The sequence below is a fragment of the Candidatus Merdisoma sp. JLR.KK011 genome, assembly GCF_036941125.1.
Taxonomy (GTDB): domain Bacteria; phylum Bacillota; class Clostridia; order Lachnospirales; family Lachnospiraceae; genus Laedolimicola.
Genome location: NZ_JAYWSZ010000003.1, coordinates 2,193,611 through 2,211,702, shown reverse-complemented (window position 1 = coordinate 2,211,702; position 18,092 = coordinate 2,193,611). Strand labels below are relative to the sequence as shown.

The following is an 18,092-nucleotide window of genomic DNA, read 5'->3' as shown; positions in this document are numbered from 1 at the left end:
GATATGCTCCCCGGCGATGTAACGCAACGACTTCCGGCAGGGAAACGGAGGAACCCTGACCGGAACGAGCGTACCAAGGAGAGCGAAACGCCGCCAAAGACGGGGGCAGGAACGACAGCAGAGGGAACCGGCAAAATGAACACCGAAACGATACCGAAACACAACAATTTCACGGGGCATAGTCTGCCCTGTCCGTAATACTAAGGGGGATTTTGGGGCGGCTCTACGGCTGTATTTCCCCTGAAAATCGCCCCGAAACGATACACAAAAAACCACTGCCCGCCCATTCCGGCTGTTACTGCTGAATCGGGCGGTTTTTCTATGAAGGAGGCACCATGCCGAGAATGTCAAAGAAGTTGAAGAAAGAGCTTGCTTTCTTCCTGAACGACCGGGGGCGCAGAAGCTACAATGAACTCTGCCGGAAATGCCAGCATGAATGTAAGCAGGGTTTCCGGGCTGTCATTATCGACTGCCCCCGCTACCAATCCAAACGAGCCAAAAGGAGGACACCATCCAATGAATTGTGAATTTATGATAGCCAGTACGCCCCTGCCGCCCTGTATGCCGCTCCCAAAGGCAATGCTCCGGCTTCCGGTCAGCAATACGGCAAAGGTCATGTACGCCCGCCTGTTGGATGAAATCCTGACAAGGGGAACCGAGGACAGCAACAGGATTCTGTTCATCCGCTTCCCCGTCATGGAGATAGCGGCGGCACTCTCCCGAAGCCCCCAGACCTGCAAGCGTTCACTGAACGAGCTGGAACAGGCCGGGATGATTATGCGTGTCCGTCAGGGCATCGGGGAGGTCAGCCATATGTATATCCTGCTCCCGAAGGAGGACACCGCCCATGAATGAAAAGCTGGAAAAACTGAATCAGGAAATTGAAAAGACCGAAGCCAGACTGCGGCGGGCGCAGCATAAGGAGAAAATGCTGGAACACCAGATAAAGACGCTGAACCGGAAGGAACGGACACACCGGCTATGTACCAGAGGGGCTATGCTGGAAAGCCATCTCCCCCACCCGGAATCCGTGACGGATGGGCAGGTCAGCACCATCTTAAAAGTCCTGTTCTGCCGGAGCGACACCAAACGTCTTGTGGAACAGGTTCTTGCAGAAAACTGGAAGGAGGACGCAGAGTGAAATTTTCAAAAAGTGAACTGGACATCATCTATCAATATGCCGCACCGACCAAGGCGGAAACCCTTGCGGGCATGAAAGAAACCGTGCCGGTGATAAAGGACTTACTGACAAAGGCAATCGTGGAGAACGCCATCCGAAAGCTGGAAAAGATACCGGAGCCGGAGTGCAGCCAGTTTGTTGCCGCCACAAAAGCCCGGTTCCTTGCAGAGCGTGACAATTCCATCCGCCAGCGGCTTGCGGCGGCAAAGGCACAGGAGCCAATCATGCAGGGGCATGACCTGTTAGGGATAGAACGGTTCCACCCGGAAACCCGGCACATGATTACGCTGGAAGTACAGAAGCAGTGCTTTGTCGGTTTTAAGGGGGAGCGGTTCCGTTTCTTCCTCTCCGATGAAGGCTACCGGAACGCAAAACGCAGCGAGCAGGAAGGGGAAATCAAGATAAAGAGTCATGCTGCCGTTGTCGCCGGGAAGCTCTATCCCGACAAGAAGCCGAAACAGCAGGAACGGTAAAAAGCCCGTTCCAGAATCAAAGTGCGCCGGGCGCGTCTTGATTTTGCAAGGGAAGTTTTAACGTGGACGAGTCAGGCGCGCTCACATTGGCGGCTTTCCATGTGTGAAAAATCAGAACGAGCCGGGCGCGTTCTGATTTATGCCGCCTATGGCGTAATTGGTACGGCTGATTTCCAACTGCCATAAACTCCACTTGCAATTTTGGCTTCCAAAGCGACAAGCTGGAAAATCCCCCTCTGAAAGAGGGCGCAATTATACACCACCCAGAGGTTGGTGAATTGCGTTCTCCGAAGGCTCCTTGCCGGAGGGCTGTGATTTTCCGCAGTCATGGTCTGCTCCAAATCAAACAGGGGACGCTACGCTTCCCCTGCACTGGCTGCCGCCAGCTACCCTTTTGCCTTTGAATAATCGAATAAATTTATTAGTTTTTTGTTGTGCTTATTCTATAATGATATTGACATAAATAAAAAAATATAGTAGAATATGCACAAAAAGAGGAAAAGGGAGGGATACTGATGATTTTATAAAATAAGCCGTAATTGTAATCTATGTGTAATAATGATTAAGGAGGATACCCATGAAGAAGTTTTTAACATTTTTATTAACTTGTGTTCTTTTTATTACATCTTCAATGCCAGTTTTTGCAATGACAAATGATAAAGTTTCTACAGAAACGCAAGTTGAAATTCCAGTTTTACAGTTTGACAGTAAGGAAGATTTTGAACAATATTGTTATACTCTTTCAAAAGAGAAATCAACCAGAGGGGCAACCGTTATTTATGCTTCCGTGATTAGAGATGGCACAAGTGAGGATTGTGAGTTATACCTATTGTGGGAAGGTGACGAAATGTACAATGCTTTTAGATATAAAAAAATACAGGTTAAAAGTGCTAACCTATTATCAAGTAAAGTTTATAAAACATTTGGAGACGGCACCAATTACACTACCAAAAATACAACCGCTGCGTCTGTTGGGTCTGTAAAAATAGGTGATTTCAAATTAGATAGTGATATTGAAAAAGTTAAAGTAACTTCAAAAGGCTTACAGGGGTATAATATGAAATCTCTATCATGGTTATCAGGAGTAGAATTTTCGGGAACTGTTACCATTAATTAAGCAGGAAAAATATATATTATGAAGCAAAGATATGAATTTATAAGAAATTATAAATCTCAAATTATTCCGGGTTTTAAATCTTTTGAGGAAACATTGAAATGGTTGTCTGAAAAAGTTGATATTATAGAAATACCATTAAGTAGTTTTACAAATTTCTTTTTAGAAAGCCAAAAATTTAATGCTATAAATGCAATTACTAATAACAATTTGCATTTATCTTCAGAAGATTTTGAGTTTATAGCATACAAATTACTATCTACATCAAAAAATGAGGCTTATAATGAAAAATTAGAAGATGAAAAATTTGTTTATATTTTATTTGAGCTAAGAACAAGGTATGTTATAAGCAATAGTGCTAAACTTCAATTAGAAATAGTGATTCAGCAAGGTATTGGTCAATATGATTATGAAAATAATACAGAATATTTGTTGTATTATATTAGCTGTATTGATAGACTAAAAAACAAGGAATATTAAGCAATAAGCAGGAAATCTGAAAAAAGGTCTCCTGCTTTTTTTCTGCCCGGAATCCGGGAGAAAGGAGGGCGCACACTTGCCATGCCCGCACTGTAAAATCACAATCATTAAGCGGAGCAACAATGAATCCGCTGTTTCTGCCGCCGCCTACCAGAGCGGCGAGAAACTGTTCTCTGAATACGACCAAGAGCAGAAACACTATCCCTACAAGAACGAAGTCACCCACAAAGAAATCATGCTCCCGCCCCATGTGCCGCCGGAGTATGCAGACCGCAATACTTTATGGAACTCTGCCGAAGCACAGGAAAAGCAATGGAACTCCCAGCTTGCCCGGAGGTTCGTGCTTGCCATCCCAAGGGAAATCCCATCGGAACAGCACGCCGACCTTATCCGTGACTACTGCCGGGAGTTTTTTGTTTCCAAAGGCATGATAGCCGATTTTGCCATCCATGACAAAGGGGACGGCAACCCCCACGCCCATATCCTGCTCACCATGCGGGCGATGGACGAAAAAGGCAGATGGCTCCCCAAATGCCACAAGGTATATGACCTTGACGGGAACGGCGAAAGAATCCGGCTCCCGTCCGGCAGATGGAAAAGCCACAAGGAGAACACCGTAGACTGGAACGACCGGAAGTATGCCGAAATCTGGCGGCAGGGATGGGCGGACACGGCCAACCGCTATCTGGAAGCCAACGACCGCCCGGAACGGCTTGACCTGCGCTCCTATGCCCGACAGGGGATTGATAAAATCCCCACCGTCCACATGGGGCCAGCCGCCTGCCAGATGGAGAAGAAAGGAATCCAGACCAACGTTGGCAACCTGAACCGGGACATCAAAGCCGCCAACTCCCTCATGCAGTCCATCCGCCAGATGGTGCGCCACTTAAAAGGCTGGATTGCCGATTTAAAAGAGAAAAAAGCCGCCCTGATGGAAGCATTGGAGCAGACGAAGGAACCGACCATACCGGAGCTGCTCTCACAGTATTTAGAACTGCGGAGCGGACAGCGTGCCGACTGGACTTCCAGAGGGAAGCTCAAAGGCACAGTTGCCGACTTCAACAGGGTACAGGCGGCAATGGAGTTTCTGCGGGAAAAAGGAATCTCCACCATAGAGAGCCTTGACACCCGGCTGGACGAAATCAGCCAGACCGCCGTTTCTGTCATGGAGAGCGTGAAAAAAAGCGAGAAGCGTATCAAAGCCATCGACACCATGTTGTCCTATATTGACAAATACGAAGCAAACAAGCCAGTCCATAAGGAGTACGCCGCTATCGGCTGGAAGAAGAAAAAAGAGCAGTTTGCAGAGAGCCACCGGGAGGAACTGGACGCTTACCATGCCGCCATCCGGTATTTTAAAGCCAACCTGAAAGGCAATTCCTACTCTCGCAAAGATTTGGAAGCGGAACGGGAACAGCTTGCTTCTGCCCTGCCGGAACAGGGGGAGGAACTGGAAGCGGTTCAGGCAGATGTAAAAGTGCTGCGGGATGTGCGCCGCTGGCTCAATCAGGTATTGCCATCCGAGCAGTACCGACAGACCGCCGAGCCGGGGAAGAAACCGTCCGTACAGGGGAACCTGAAAGGGCGGCAGGAACGCATCCGGCAGGAGCAGGCAGAGAAACGCCAGCCGCCCCGGACACAGAAACAACAGAATATGGAACTTTAAACAGGCACTTGTTTTGTGATTGTAAATCGCTGGCAAGTGCTTGTTCATTTGAACAAGACGGATTTACAGACAACGTGAACGACATTGTGTCGCTCACGTTGGGATTATCAGGAGGGAACGCCTATTGAACGTATTTGAAGCCGTGAAACAGTCCGTCACCACAAGGCAGGCTGCGGAGCGTTACGGAATCAAAGTAAACCGGAATGGGATGTGCGTCTGTCCATTCCATAACGATAAGAACCCAAGCATGAAGGTTGACCGCCGCTTTTACTGTTTCGGCTGCGGAGCCACCGGGGACGTGATTGACTTTGTTTCCCGGCTCCACGGTATCGGCAGTAAAGAAGCCGCACTCATGCTGGCACAGGACTTCTCCATCCCCTATGAGGACGGGAGGAACGCCGGGAAGCAGCCCATAAGGCCACGCCTGCGGAGGGAAACGGAGGAACAGAAATTTAAGCGCATGGAGCGGCACTGCTTCCGGGTGCTGTCCGACTATTACCATCTTCTGCGCCGCTGGAAGGAAGAATACGCCCCCAAACAGCCGGATGAAGCATGGAATCCCCGGTTTATAGAAGCCCTGCAAAACATGAGCCGTCTGGAATATCTGATGGACGTACTTCTATCGGGGGAACTTCCAGAGCGGGCAGCCCTTATCACAGGACACGGAAAGGAAGTGAGGAACCTTGAAAGACGGATGGCAGAACTTACCGCCCCAGATACGGCAGGAAATAGCGAACATGGCAGACAGCGCAGAGCCGCCCCGGAGCATTGAGGAAGTAAAGGCCATGCTGGAAACCACCGAGAAAGGCGGCTTCCGCAACAGCATGAGCAACTGCCTGACCGTGTTCCAGTGCGACCCGCTCCTTTCTGGGGCGGTTGCCTACAACCTGCTGACCGACCGCACCGATATTTTAAGGCCAATCGGCTACAAAAGAGCCACCGGAAGCCCCATGACCGACACGGACATGAAATATATCCGGCTGTATCTAGAAAAGACCTATGGCCTGACAAGCGAGAAAAAGATACAGGACGCCGCCGACCTTGCCGCCAATGAGAACAGCTACCACCCTGTCCGGGATTATTTAAACGGCCTGACATGGGACGGAACCGGGCGGATACGCTCCTGCCTGCGTCACTTTCTGGGAGCCGGTGAGGACGATTACACATACCAATCCCTGCGCCTGTTTTTGTTGGGAGCCATCCACCGGGCATTTTCCCCTGGCTGCAAGTTTGAAGTCATGCTCTGTCTGGTAGGCGGTCAGGGAGCCGGGAAGTCCACCTTCTTCCGTCTGCTGGCAGTCAAAGACGAGTGGTTTTCGGACGATTTGCGGAAACTGGACGATGACAACGTATACCGGAAGCTGCAAGGTCACTGGATAATCGAAATGTCGGAGATGATTGCCACCGCAAACGCAAAGAGCATAGAGGAAATCAAGTCATTTTTGAGCCGCCAGAAGGAAGTCTACAAGATACCCTACGAAACCCACCCGGCAGACCGCCCAAGGCAGTGCGTGTTTGGCGGCACGTCCAATGCCCTTGACTTCCTGCCCCTTGACCGCTCCGGCAACCGCCGTTTTATTCCCATACAGGTATGCCCGGAGCAGGCGGAAACACACATTTTAGAGGACGAAGCCGCTTCCAGAGCCTATTTAAACCAAGTGTGGGCGGAAGCGATGGAGATTTACAAAAGCGGCAGATGGAAGCTGACATTCAGCCCGGAAATGGTGCGCTATCTAAAGGAACATCAGCGGGACTTTATGCCGGAGGACACCAAAGCCGGGATGATACAGGCTTTCCTTGACAGCTACCCCGGCGATACGGTCTGCTCCAAACAGCTATACAAAGAAGCCCTGAACCATGATTTTGACGAGCCGAAACAATGGGAAATCCGGGAAATCAACGAGATAATGAACCAGTGCGTCACCGGCTGGAAGTATTTCTCCAATCCCCGGATGTTTGCCGGATACGGCAGACAAAAAGGATGGGAACGGGAGCAAAAGGCAAAAGCTGACGCTTGCGCCTTGACAACGGACACCGGCAACGGGGCGGGAAAAACCCCGGAGGGATTTATGCCGGTGCCGGAGCAGATGGAACTTCCATTCTGAAAAAATCCGGCAAAAGACAGCCCGTTGCACACTTCGTTGCTATCCCGTTGCCGGGCCGGTTGCCGGGGAAAATCCCGTAACTATCGGCTTTTCTCCCCTTTAACAACCAAAGCAACAGAAAAATAAAAGAAAAAGTATAAAATAACCCAACTGCCAGACAAGGATTCGTTCCAAGGTTTTTTGAAGCCCGTTGCCGGACTTCGTTGCCGACCTTCCCTGTCTGGCTGTTTTCATGTATGGAGGACAACTGCCTATGGCGAAAAATAAAACAGAGATTCATGTCACCACAGTATTTGACGGCGAGCTGGACGCTACGGACGTTTTCGTGAGCCTTATCGCACAGAAGCACAGCAGAAAAATAGATAAAGAATATCTTGCTAAAACACAAGAAATGAGATATAATAAAGACGAGGTTCAATGTGACCGTGTTCCGTCTGGATTGTGCGGGTAAACGGTTATGATGAACACTTTTGAATATGCAGGGATGGACACACTTCTTGCCGGGAGCTTCCGGGCGGCTATCTATTGCAGGCTGTCCAAGGACGACGACCTTGACGGGACGAGTGCCAGCATCGAGAACCAGCGGGATATGCTGGAAAAGTTCTGCCAGAAGCAGGGATGGGAGGTTACGGCAGTCTATCAGGACGATGGCTTTACCGGCTTGAACATGGAACGCCCCGACCTGAAACGGATGTTGAAAGCCATTGAGCGGAAACAGGTAAACCTTGTCATTACAAAGGATTTATCGAGGTTAGGACGGAACTACTTGCAGACCGGGCAGCTTATCGAGGATTTCTTCCCAAGGAACGGCGTGCGCTATATCGCCATGAATGACGGCATCGACACCATGCGGGACAACAACGACATTGCGCCCTTTAAAAATATCCTGAACGAGATGTACAGCAAGGATATTTCCAAGAAAGTCCATTCTTCCTATGTGCTAAAGGCGCAGAAAGGGCAGTTCACCGGCTGTATCGCCCCATTTGGCTACAAGAAAGACCCGGAGGACAAGAATCACCTTCTCATTGACGGGGAAACCGCCCCCGCTGTCCGGCAGATTTTTGGGTGGGCATTGGAAGGGAGAGGCCCCAACTACATCCGGCGCAGGCTGGAGCAGCAAAAAATCCCCTGCCCCACATGGTGGAACCGGAAGCGGGGACACCGGAACATCCGCACCAAATGGGAAAAGAAAGACCCGGAAAACGGGCGGTACGTCTGGGACTTCTCCGTGATTAAGGAAATCCTGATGAACCCCGTCTACACCGGCGCAATCGCTTCCCAAAAGACCGAGTACCGCTTTAAAATCGGCACTATCCGGGATAAGAAGCCGGAGGACTGGATTGTGGTGGAGGGGACGCATGAGCCGCTGGTGGACAAAAAGGACTTTGCGATTGTGCAGGAAAAACTGAAATCCCGCCAGCGACCGGGCAAATCCGGGGAAATCAACCTCTTTGCAGGGCTGATAAAATGCGGGGAGTGCGGAAAGGCTCTCACCATCCGCACCACGCATGAGAAGTTCCCGAAGCGTATTTTCTCCTGCAAGACCTATAATGCCTATGGGAAGCAGCACTGCACACAGCACCGGGTTGAATTTGACACGCTCTATTCTCTTGTGCTGAACAAAATCCGGGAGTGCGCCGCCGCTGCCCTGACAGACAGTGAAGCAGTAGCCGGACGGCTGACCGATACCTGCCATGCCAGGCAGAAAGACCAGCGGGAAGCGATGGAGCGCACCCTTGCCAAAGACGAAGAACGGATTGAAATGCTGGAAAAAATGGTGCTTCGGCTCTATGAGGACATGGTAGCCGGACGAATCACAGAAGCAAACTTCAATCTCCTGCTGGAAAAGACACAGAAGGAACAGGCGGAATTAAAAGCCAAGGTTGAGGAAGGCCGGAAACGCCTTGCCGATGAAATCCGGCTTGCCGTGGACGCAAGGCAGTGGGTGGAATCCATACAGGAATACCGGGACATCACCGTGCTGGACGCTTCCATCCTGAACCGCCTGATGAAAGAAATCGTTGTCCATGAAACCATAGACAGCGACAAGACAAGACACATTTCCATCGAAATTCATTTTAATCTCAAACCCATACCGGAAGTGGAGCAGGTCACAGGCTGACCGCTCCCCGCTCCGGGGAGGTTCTTTAAAAACTCCATATATATTTCTTGACGTGCCGCCGCCCGCCAGAAAGCTGTATTGTTCCTACTAATTGGGGATAACACAGCTCATGGCCGGCGGGGGCATCGTCCTCCTTGGCATGAACCTGATCCCGCTGCTGGCTGACCTGTTTTAAGTTTCCCAAAGGAGTGACCTATGCAAAGTATCTTCGACGCCATCACGGAATGGCTCAAAGCCCTTCTGGTCGGGGGCATCATGGAGAACCTCGGCGGGCTCTTCACGGGGGTGAACGAGCAGGTCGGAGAGATCGCGGCACAGGTAGGGATGACCCCGGCGGCATGGAACGCCGGGGTGTTCTCCATGATACGCCAGCTCTCCGAGACCGTCATCCTCCCCATAGCGGGGCTGGTGCTGACATTCGTGATGACCTATGAGCTCATCCAGATGCTGGTGGACCACAACAACCTCCACAACTTCGACACCTGGATTTTCTTCAAATGGATTTTCAAGACCTTCGCCGCCGTGCTGGTTCTCTCCAACACCTTCAACATCGTCATGGCGGTATTCGACGTCTCCCAGCATGTAGTGCAGCAGTCGGCGGGGCTGATACAGGGCTCCACCGCCGTCACGCCGGAGGCGCTGGAGGACATGCAGGCCCAGCTTGAGGCAATGGAGCTTGGCACCCTGCTGGGGATATTCCTGCAATCCTTCTTCGTGCAGTTCACCATGACGACCCTGAATATCGTGGTGTTCGTCATTGTCTACGGGCGCATGATAGAGATTTATTTAATGACCAGCCTTGCCCCCATCCCATTCGCCACTATCGCCAACCGGGAGGCCGGGCACATGGGGCACAACTATTTCAAGTCCCTTTTCGCCGTGGGGTTCCAGGGGATGCTTATCATGGTCTGCATGGCGATCTACGCCGTGCTGGTGCAGGGTATCGCCACGGGCGGCGACCTGATGGGGGCCATCTGGACCTGCGTGGGGTACACGGTGCTGCTGTGCTTCGTCCTCTTCAAGACCGGGAGCCTCTCGAAATCCATATGGGGAGCGCACTAAGGGGCCTCGGGCCAACCTGGCCCGAAGCCGGAAAGGAGGGATACCATGCAGGGACGGGCACCTCGCCGCTACAGGACAGACGGGAACGGGGACACGCGCCCCGCCTTCCACGGGAAGCTCCCGGAGGAATTTAACGAGCGGGACATGCTGGCCTTCGCGGCCGACACGGATCTTCTTCTTTTCCAGAAGGTATCAGAAGAGACCCTCGCCGCCATCCACGCGGCGGGCTACGACTATCAGGGCGGGGCCGTCATTCCCCGGCCCGGAAAGGAGGAAACAGACATGAACGGACAGGAAACAGCAATCCCGGCGCAGGAGGAAACAAAGGAAGCGCCGCCCTTAAAGCTGGACGTGAGCGTCCGGGCCATCCAGCCTATGGGGAACCTCTTAGGTTTCGCCAGCGTGAAGTTCAACGACTGCTTCGTGGTGGAGGACTTCAAGATATTGCAGACGGACAAGGGGCTCTATGTGGGGATGCCCAGCAAGCCCGACAAGACCAGCCGCACCGGCTACCGGGACACGGCAAAGCCCGTCACCGGGGATTTCCGGAAACAGCTGCAAGGGGCCGTCCTGAAGGCCTACTCGGCGGAGCTGGGACGGCTCCGGGCGGTAGCCGCCGCTCAGGAACAGCCCTCTATCAGAAGCCAGCTGGAGGCCGGGGCAAAGGAAGCGGCCAGGGAGAACGCCGCACGCTCCCCGAAGAAGGAGAAGCCTGCAAAGGGCGCGGAGCGGTAGGACGGGCTTCGGGCCAACCTGGCCCGAAGCGGAAAGGAGGGCTTTATGGCCTATGTGCCGGTGCCAAACGATTTGAACCGTATCAAGACCAAGCTGGCCTTCAACCTGACGAAGCGCCAGCTTATCTGTTTTTCCATAGCGGGCGGGATAGGCGTACCCTTTTATCTTCTCACCCGCTCCCATATCGGGAACAGTATCGCGCTGTTTTTGATGATCGGGCTCATGCTCCCGTGCTTTATGTTCGCCATGTATGAGAAGGACGGCCTTCCCTTTGAGAAGGTGCTCCGAAACATCATCCGTACAAGGTTCTTAACGCCACGGGTGCGGCCCTACAGAACTGAAAATTTCTACGCTTTTTTGAACCGAAAGGAGGAAACGCCGATTGCAGACACAAAAACGGGCAGCAAGGCCGGACGCAAAAAGAAAGCGGCCCGCCGGTAGGCCCACGAAAAAGCCCCGGGCGGGGAAAACGTCCGGGCCCCAGACCGCCCAGCAGACCCTTCCCTACCGGGAGATGTACAAGGACGGTATCTGCCGGGTGGACGGAAGGCTCTACACAAAGAGCATGGAATATGAGGACATCAACTACCAGCTGGCGCAGGCAGACGACCAGAGCGCCATTTTTGACGGCTACTGCGCCTTCCTCAATTCCTTTGACAGCTCCCTCCCCTTCCAGCTCTCCTTCATCAACCACCGGAGCCGCCCGGAGGGCAGGTACCGGATAAACATCCCCCGGAAAGCGGACAGCTACAGTGAAATGCGGGACGAATACGTGGATATGCTGGAAGGCCAGATTGCAAAGAGCAACAACGGCATTGTGCGGACGAAGCTCATCACCTTCGGCGTCACCGCTGACAGCCCGGCGGCGGCAAAGCCCCGGCTGGAACGGGTGGAGGCCGACATTTCCGGCAACCTTAAAAAGCTGGGGGTCCAGTCAAGGCCTCTCACTGGGCTGGAACGGCTGGAGATCCTCCACGGCCAGCTCCGCCCCGGCGGCACGGAGCCCTTTTCCTTCACATGGGGCCAGATTCCGGCCACCGGGCTTTCCACGAAGGACTTTATCGCCCCGGAAAGCTTCGACTTCCGGATGGGCCGCCTCTTCCGCATGGGGGCCACATGGGGCGCCGCCTCCTATATGCAGATCATGGCCTCGGAGCTTTCCGACAAGCTCCTTGCGGAGCTGCTGGAGGTGGATGCGGAAATGACCATCACCATGCACATACAGACGGTAGACCAGGCGAAGGCCATCAAGACCATTAAAGGGAAGGTTTCAGACATTGACAAGATGAAGGTGGAGGAACAGAAGAAGGCGGTCCGCTCCGGCTACGACATGGACATCCTGCCCCCGGACCTTGTGACGTTCAGCCAGGACGCCAAGAACCTGCTGACCGATTTGCAGAGCCGCAATGAAAGGATGTTCCTTCTGACCTTCCTTGTGGTGAACACGGCCGCCACGCGCCGGGAGTTGGACAACGACCTGTTCACGGTATCGGGCATCATGCAGAAATACAACTGCGTGCTGAAACGGCTGGACTTTCAGCAGGAGCAGGGCCTCATGTCCAGCCTCCCATTAGGCTATAACGGCATTGAGATCCAGCGGGGCATGACCACCAGCTCCACCGCTATCTTTGTGCCCTTCATGACCCAGGAGCTCCGCATGGACGGGGAGGCGGTCTATTACGGCCTCAACGCCCTTTCCCACAACGTCATCATGGCGGACCGCAAGAAGCTGAAGAACCCCAACGGGCTGTACCTGGGGGTGCCGGGGAGCGGCAAGAGCTTCGCCGGGAAACGGGAGCTTGTGAACGTGTTCCTCGCCACCAGCGACCGCATTATCATACTGGACCCGATGGGGGAATATTCCCCTCTGGTGCGCCAGTTCGGGGAGGACGGGCTTGTGGTGGAGATCGCGCCAAACAGCCCCCACCATATCAACCCGATGGATTTGGATGTGAGCGTGGACGACGAGGTCTCGCCCATCAGCCTGAAATGCGATTTCATCCTTTCCCTCATGGAGCTCATTGTGGGAGGCAAGGACGGGTTGCAGCCCGTGGAGCGTACCATCATTGACCGGTGCGCCCGGATGGTGTACCGGGATTTCCTCAACGACCCGGAGCATACGCCCCTCCCCACCTTGCAGGACTTCTACGGCCTTCTCTGCAAGCAGACGGAGGCCGAGGCCAAACGGCTGGCAACGGCCCTTGAAATCTATGTGTCCGGCTCCCTGAACATCTTCAACCACCGGACCAACGTGGGCTACCAGGACGCCCGGGTGGTGTGCTTCGACCTGAAACGGCTGGGGGCGGGGCTCCGTACAATAGCCATGCACATCATCAACGACCTGATGAACAGCCAGGTGTCCCACAACTTCGCCCGGGGCATTGCCACCTGGTGCTACTATGACGAGTTCCATGTGCTGTTGCAGGACGAGCTGACTTCCAGCTATTTCGTGACCATCTGGAAGATGCTCCGCAAAAAGGGCTGCGTCCCCAGCGCCCTGACCCAGAACGTGAAGGACCTCCTTGCCTCCCGGCAGATTGAGAACATCTTCGAGAACAGCGATTTCATGGTGCTTCTCTCCCAGGCGCAGGGGGACCGGCAGATTCTGGCGAAGCAGTTAGGGATAAGCCCCCACCAGCTTTCCTATGTGACCCACTCCAATTCCGGGGAGGGCCTGCTGTTCTTCGGGAACGTGACGATTCCCTTCGTTGACCGTTTCCCCAAGAATACCAGGCTGTATTCCATTATGACAACCCGGTTCGAGGACAGGAAGGCGGAGGCGGCAAAGGAATAGCACAGCCGGGCTTCGGGCCAAGTTGGCCCGGAGCTCTCACCTGCCAGAGCGATACCGGAGGGTATGGGCTGGCTTTTTTCATATGCAGAGGAAGGAGGTGCTTTTATCGCCAGACAACCAGAGGGGCCGCCGGGAAAGCGCGTAAAGCGGGGGCGGCTCCATTTTTCCGAGGAAGAAATGACCGGGCAGTCCGGGGAAGGCACTCCGGGCCAGGTTGGCCCGAAGCCCCAGGGCACCGGGAAATTCAAGCAGGACGGGGAACGGGAGAAGTTCTCTTCCAGGCTCCACCGGGAGGGCTCCCCGAAAGAGACGGAGGCCGCAAAGGAGGAACGGGCAGACGCCAAAGCAGACACCCACCAGAAGAAAAGGGCGGACACTGGGAAGGGAGCCTATCGGGAGAAAGTGGCAGATTCCGGGAAGGAAACCTACCGGGAGAAAGAGACAGACACCGGGAAAGGAGGCAGCCGGGAGAAAGCGGCGGATTCCAGCACGGACACCCAACGGGAGGAAGGCCGCACCTCCAAGGAAAAGAAGTCCCGGCAGGAGAAGAAACAGGAACGGGCCCAGAGCCGGGCGGAACATTCGGCTGTCCGGCTGGAAAGGGCAAAGGAAAATCTGGCGGCCCAGAAGCCTTACAAGCCTCCCGGCCCGGCAAGGCGGGCGGCCACGGCGGCGGGAGGCTCCGTCTGGGTCTACGGCCACCGGAAAATCCATGAGGCCGAGCACGAGAACGTGGGGACAGAGGCCGCCCATAAGAGCGAGTTGCTGGCCGAGGCCGGGGCCCATAAGGCAGTCCGCTACGCAAAGCGGCGTATCCGGGAGCACCCGGCCCGGCAGGTGGAAAGATGGGAGCACAGGACCATGAAGGCAGACGCCGAGCTCCGTTACCAGCAGGCGGCCGCCGAGCACCCGGAGCTCCAGAGCAATGCCCTCTCCCGCATGGCGCAGAAGTGGAAAATCAAGCGGCAGTATGCCAAAGAGGCCAGGGAGGCGGCAAAGCAGGGGGCCAAAGCGGCGGGGAAGGCGGTCGGCACGGTGGAGAAGGCGGCGGAAAAGCTGGCACTGCTTGTCCGTAACCATAAGGGCGGGGCTGTGGTAATCCTGCTGCTGTTCTGCGTATTCTTGATTATCAACTCTGTCTTTTCCGCCCTCCCTTCCCTGGGGACGGGCATGGTGAACGCCGTGGTAGGCACTTCCTACACCGCCGAGGACGGGGATATTTTAGGGGCCGACGAGGACTATACCGCCCTTGAAAACGCATTGAGGCAGGAAGTGGCTGGCATTGAGCGTACCCACCCCGGCTATGACGAGTACCGCTACCGCGTGGACGAGCTGGGCCATAACCCCTATGAGCTGACCTCCTATTTGATTGCAAAGCTCCGCACCTATACCCGTGAGGACGTGCAGGGGGAGCTCCGGGCATTGTTCGAGGCCCAGTATAAGCTGACGCTGACCGAGGAAGTGGAGACGCGCTACCGCACGGAGACCCGGACCGGCACCTCCACCAGCACGGACCCGGAGACCGGCGAGACCACCACCGAGGAATACGAGTACGAGGTGGAGGTGGTCTATGAGTATTACATCCTTCATGTGCGGCTGGAGAACCGGACGCTCCCGGCTGTCATTGCCTCCCGGCTTGACACGGAACAGAAAGAACTCTATGACGTCCTGCTGGAGCTGAAAGGCAACAAGCCCTATCTGTGGGACGACATCTACTCCGGGAACGGCGGCAATGCACCCGGGGGAGGCTACACCGTGCCGGGGGAGGCCCTTTCCGACCCGGCCTTTGCGGCCCTTATCACGGAGGCGGAAAAGTATCTGGGCTATCCGTATGTGTGGGGTGGCTCCTCCCCCAGCACCAGCTTCGACTGCTCCGGCTTTGTCTGCTGGGTCTATACCCACTCCGGCGTCCATAACCTGCCCCGCACCACTGCCAACGGGATTCTGGGCCAGTGCTCCCGGGTGTCAAGGGCGGACGCAAGGCCGGGAGACCTGATCTTCTTCCAGGGCACCTACAACACCAGCGGGGCCAGCCATGTGGGGATTTATGTGGGGGACGGGATGATGGTCCATTGCGGCAACCCCATCAGCTACGCCAGCATCGACACGCCCTACTGGCGGCAGCATTTCCTCACCTTTGGACGTTTCAACTGATTTTTCTGAAAGGAGGGCTGCATGAACAGGCTTGAAAAAATTGAAAAGGAGCTTCTGAAGGCCCGGGAGAAGGCCGCCGAGTGGCAGGCCAGGGTCCGGGATTTGGAGAAGCAGAAACAGGAGGAAGAGAACGTGATGATCGTGCAGGCGGTCCGCTCTTTGAAGCTGACCCCCGCCGAGCTCCTGTCCTTCCTTGACACCCCCAACGTTTCCGCTCCGGGCCAACTTGTCCCGAAGCACGGCACCAGAAAGGAGGATTCCGAACATGAAGAATAACCTGATCCGCAGGGCGGCGCTTATCCTCTCCGCGCTGCTCTCCCTTACCGCCATGCCCCTGACGGCCTACGCCCAGAGCAGCGAGCCAGCGGAGGAAGCACCCACGGAGACGGCGGAGGAAACCACCGCCAGGCCCTTCACCCCGGAGGGCACCGGGACCGTGGTGGACAACGCCACGGACGGGGACGGCAAGGAGTTCTTCACCATCACCACCCCCAGCGAGAACGTGTTCTATCTGATTATCGACCGCCAGCGGGACGGGCAGAACGTCTACTTCCTGAACGCGGTCACGGAGAAGGATATGCTGGCCCTCGCGGAGAAAGACCCGGAGCCGGAGGTGACGGAGCCGGTCATGGAGCCGGAACCGGAGACAGAACCTCCCACGGAACCGGAGACAGAACCCGGGCCGGAGAAAACATCCGGCTTCCCTATGGGAAACATTCTGATGATTGCCGCCGTCCTGCTGGCCGGAGGCGGGGCCGGGTATTATTTCAAGGTCTACCGCCCGAAGCATGAGGTCCCTGACATGGACGACGAGGAATATGACTACGAGGACGAGGCCGACCCCTACGGCGATATAGAGGAAATCGAGGAAACGGAGGACGGGGAATGAATTTTACGGACAGCGAATTTGAAAGGATGATGAAGGAGACGCCCCGCCCGGGCCGCGGAGGCACCGACCCATGCGCCGGGTGCCGCTACTTAAAGGAGTGCAGAGGACGGCGGGGGCGGTGCCGGAAGAAGTTCCGTACCCTGATCGTGGAGCCCCGCACTTCGGGCCAGCCTGGCCCGGGGCATTGACCGTGGGCCGGGAGCTGGCCCGGGACGAGAGGAAAGGAATCCGGCGGCTTGTCACGGGCTGGTGCGCCAACTATGACAGCGGGGAGGACATCTGCCTTCCGCTGGACTGTTCCTGCTACATGCTGGGGAAAGGCTGGACGGGTTCTTTCTGCCATTATTTCCGTGAAAATGTGCTCCCGCTGGACCCGGTGCTGGAAAAGTCCGTCTGTGAGGAAGGGCCGCCGCCGGATACGAAACCCTGTGCCGTCTGTGGGAAACCTTTTCTCCCGGAGGGACGCCAGGCCTACTGCTCCCCGGCCTGCAAGGACGAGGGGAACCGCCGCAGGAGCCGGGAGCGCATGAGGAAGAAACGCTCAAAACCCGGGCAGGGGCGTTACGATTTGGGCCTGCCGAAAGCCCGGGATTCCAAGGGGTCCTGACCCTGTTTTCCGGGTGGAGGTATCTTAATACCTTCCGTTCCGGTTTACGGGGGTATTTCGTAACAATGGGCGCTTCGGGCCAAGTTGGCCCGAGGCCGGAAAGGAGGGAACTGCCATAGAAACAAACGAGGGATATGAGATTTTGCAGTTGGTGGCCTTCACCAACGACCGGGGGTATGCGCTGGGCCACAACCCAAACGCGCCTTCCCCCTTCGTCACATGGACGTTTTATGAAAATGCCGACGGGAGCCGTGACTATAACTGGGGCCATTACTTCAAGGACGAAGATGCCGCCGTCCGGGACTTCGCCCACCGGGCGGCAGAACACCGCTACCAGTTCGGCGTGGAGGAACGGGAGACGGACAGCCGGCGGCAGGGGCCGGGGCATTACCGCTATTACTCCACCCAGCGGCCGGTGGACATAGGGACCTATCCGAAGCCGCCGGGCAATAGCCCCATAGAGATATTCAACTATGACGGGAGGATTCCGGTAGAAGGCGGGAATCTGCTGGCGTGGGGCGAGCTGATCTATGGAAAGCCACTGATTGAAAAGCAGATGTGCGATTATGAGCTCAAGCCGTCCAGCCATAACCCGGACCGGGCGGAACGGCCATCCATCACCGCGCAGCTGAAGGAGGCGGCCAGGAGGGCGGAACCGCCAAAGGAACCGGAGAGACAGAAAACAGGGAAGTCCCATGAGGACAGATAGGA

General features: G+C 55.3%; 22 protein-coding genes and 1 pseudogene. All 23 read left to right on the top strand.

From position 1 onward, the window contains the following. The first annotated feature begins 335 nt into the window (after positions 1-335). A complete protein-coding gene (locus VV089_RS11895; RefSeq protein WP_103242559.1) occupies positions 336-527 on the top strand; it encodes a hypothetical protein in 192 nt (63 codons plus the stop codon). Beyond that, complete coding sequence (locus VV089_RS11890; RefSeq protein ID WP_103242560.1) at positions 517-855, top strand: MarR family transcriptional regulator; 339 nt, start codon at positions 517-519, stop codon at positions 853-855. Before VV089_RS11895 ends, VV089_RS11890 begins: the two co-directional genes overlap by 11 nt. Continuing rightward, positions 848-1,141, top strand: a complete 294-nt coding sequence (locus VV089_RS11885; RefSeq protein ID WP_103242561.1) for a DUF3847 domain-containing protein — start codon at positions 848-850, stop codon at positions 1,139-1,141. Before VV089_RS11890 ends, VV089_RS11885 begins: the two co-directional genes overlap by 8 nt. Next, on the top strand, positions 1,138-1,653 hold the full coding sequence (locus VV089_RS11880) for a DUF5720 family protein (RefSeq protein WP_103242562.1): 516 nt from the start codon (positions 1,138-1,140) through the stop codon (positions 1,651-1,653). The genes VV089_RS11885 and VV089_RS11880 overlap by 4 nt, the downstream gene beginning before the upstream one ends. A 577-nt stretch (positions 1,654-2,230) precedes the next feature. After that, a complete protein-coding gene (locus VV089_RS11875; protein WP_103242563.1) occupies positions 2,231-2,770 on the top strand; it encodes a hypothetical protein in 540 nt (179 codons plus the stop codon). An 18-nt stretch (positions 2,771-2,788) separates the two neighbouring features. Further along, positions 2,789-3,247 (top strand): hypothetical protein, encoded by a 459-nt coding sequence (locus VV089_RS11870; protein WP_103242564.1) that lies wholly within the window; start codon positions 2,789-2,791, stop codon positions 3,245-3,247. 76 nt (positions 3,248-3,323) lie between these two features. After that, complete coding sequence (gene mobQ, locus VV089_RS11865; RefSeq protein WP_103242565.1) at positions 3,324-4,913, top strand: MobQ family relaxase; 1,590 nt, start codon at positions 3,324-3,326, stop codon at positions 4,911-4,913. 124 nt (positions 4,914-5,037) lie between these two features. Further along, entirely contained in the window at positions 5,038-5,685 is a 648-nt protein-coding gene (locus VV089_RS11860; RefSeq protein ID WP_103242566.1) for a CHC2 zinc finger domain-containing protein, read from the top strand. Then, the gene (locus tag VV089_RS11855; protein ID WP_172474441.1) at positions 5,651-7,018 is read left to right on the top strand and encodes a virulence-associated E family protein; all 1,368 of its coding nucleotides are present in this window, start codon (positions 5,651-5,653) and stop codon (positions 7,016-7,018) included. The genes VV089_RS11860 and VV089_RS11855 overlap by 35 nt, the downstream gene beginning before the upstream one ends. Before the next feature lie 253 nt (positions 7,019-7,271). Beyond that, positions 7,272-7,469 carry a hypothetical protein gene (locus tag VV089_RS11850; protein ID WP_103242568.1) on the top strand — a complete coding sequence of 66 codons (198 nt, stop codon included), beginning with the start codon at positions 7,272-7,274 and terminating at the stop codon, positions 7,467-7,469. A gap of 6 nt (positions 7,470-7,475) precedes the next feature. Further along, on the top strand, positions 7,476-9,140 hold the full coding sequence (locus VV089_RS11845) for a recombinase family protein (protein ID WP_103242569.1): 1,665 nt from the start codon (positions 7,476-7,478) through the stop codon (positions 9,138-9,140). A gap of 91 nt (positions 9,141-9,231) precedes the next feature. Next, entirely contained in the window at positions 9,232-9,315 is an 84-nt protein-coding gene (locus tag VV089_RS11840; RefSeq protein WP_084706264.1) for a Maff2 family mobile element protein, read from the top strand. 20 nt (positions 9,316-9,335) lie between these two features. Next, positions 9,336-10,202 (top strand): VirB6/TrbL-like conjugal transfer protein, CD1112 family, encoded by an 867-nt coding sequence (locus VV089_RS11835; RefSeq protein ID WP_334336009.1) that lies wholly within the window; start codon positions 9,336-9,338, stop codon positions 10,200-10,202. Positions 10,203-10,247: 45 nt separating this feature from the next. Continuing rightward, positions 10,248-10,445 (top strand): annotated as a pseudogene (locus VV089_RS11830) (septation protein SpoVG family protein); the annotation flags it as partial. A gap of 39 nt (positions 10,446-10,484) precedes the next feature. Beyond that, positions 10,485-10,937, top strand: a complete 453-nt coding sequence (locus VV089_RS11825; RefSeq protein WP_334336256.1) for a SpoVG family protein — start codon at positions 10,485-10,487, stop codon at positions 10,935-10,937. Positions 10,938-10,982: 45 nt separating this feature from the next. Beyond that, complete coding sequence (locus tag VV089_RS11820) at positions 10,983-11,378, top strand: PrgI family protein (protein WP_334336008.1); 396 nt, start codon at positions 10,983-10,985, stop codon at positions 11,376-11,378. Then, on the top strand, positions 11,320-13,731 hold the full coding sequence (locus tag VV089_RS11815) for a VirB4-like conjugal transfer ATPase, CD1110 family (RefSeq protein WP_442891525.1): 2,412 nt from the start codon (positions 11,320-11,322) through the stop codon (positions 13,729-13,731). The genes VV089_RS11820 and VV089_RS11815 overlap by 59 nt, the downstream gene beginning before the upstream one ends. Before the next feature lie 63 nt (positions 13,732-13,794). Continuing rightward, positions 13,795-15,885 carry a C40 family peptidase gene (locus tag VV089_RS11810; RefSeq protein WP_334336007.1) on the top strand — a complete coding sequence of 697 codons (2,091 nt, stop codon included), beginning with the start codon at positions 13,795-13,797 and terminating at the stop codon, positions 15,883-15,885. 21 nt (positions 15,886-15,906) lie between these two features. After that, the gene (locus tag VV089_RS11805; RefSeq protein WP_334336006.1) at positions 15,907-16,161 is read left to right on the top strand and encodes a DUF4315 family protein; all 255 of its coding nucleotides are present in this window, start codon (positions 15,907-15,909) and stop codon (positions 16,159-16,161) included. Beyond that, positions 16,151-16,774: a DUF4366 domain-containing protein gene (locus VV089_RS11800; protein ID WP_334336005.1), complete on the top strand. Its 624-nt coding sequence runs from the start codon at positions 16,151-16,153 to the stop codon at positions 16,772-16,774. The genes VV089_RS11805 and VV089_RS11800 overlap by 11 nt, the downstream gene beginning before the upstream one ends. Further along, on the top strand, positions 16,771-16,962 hold the full coding sequence (locus VV089_RS11795; RefSeq protein WP_334336004.1) for a hypothetical protein: 192 nt from the start codon (positions 16,771-16,773) through the stop codon (positions 16,960-16,962). Before VV089_RS11800 ends, VV089_RS11795 begins: the two co-directional genes overlap by 4 nt. 2 nt (positions 16,963-16,964) lie before the next feature. Continuing rightward, positions 16,965-17,381 carry a cysteine-rich VLP protein gene (locus tag VV089_RS11790; protein WP_304429076.1) on the top strand — a complete coding sequence of 139 codons (417 nt, stop codon included), beginning with the start codon at positions 16,965-16,967 and terminating at the stop codon, positions 17,379-17,381. 151 nt (positions 17,382-17,532) lie between these two features. Further along, positions 17,533-18,090, top strand: coding sequence for a hypothetical protein (locus VV089_RS11785; RefSeq protein WP_334336254.1), 558 nt, complete (start codon positions 17,533-17,535; stop codon positions 18,088-18,090). Positions 18,091-18,092: the final 2 nt, after the last annotated feature.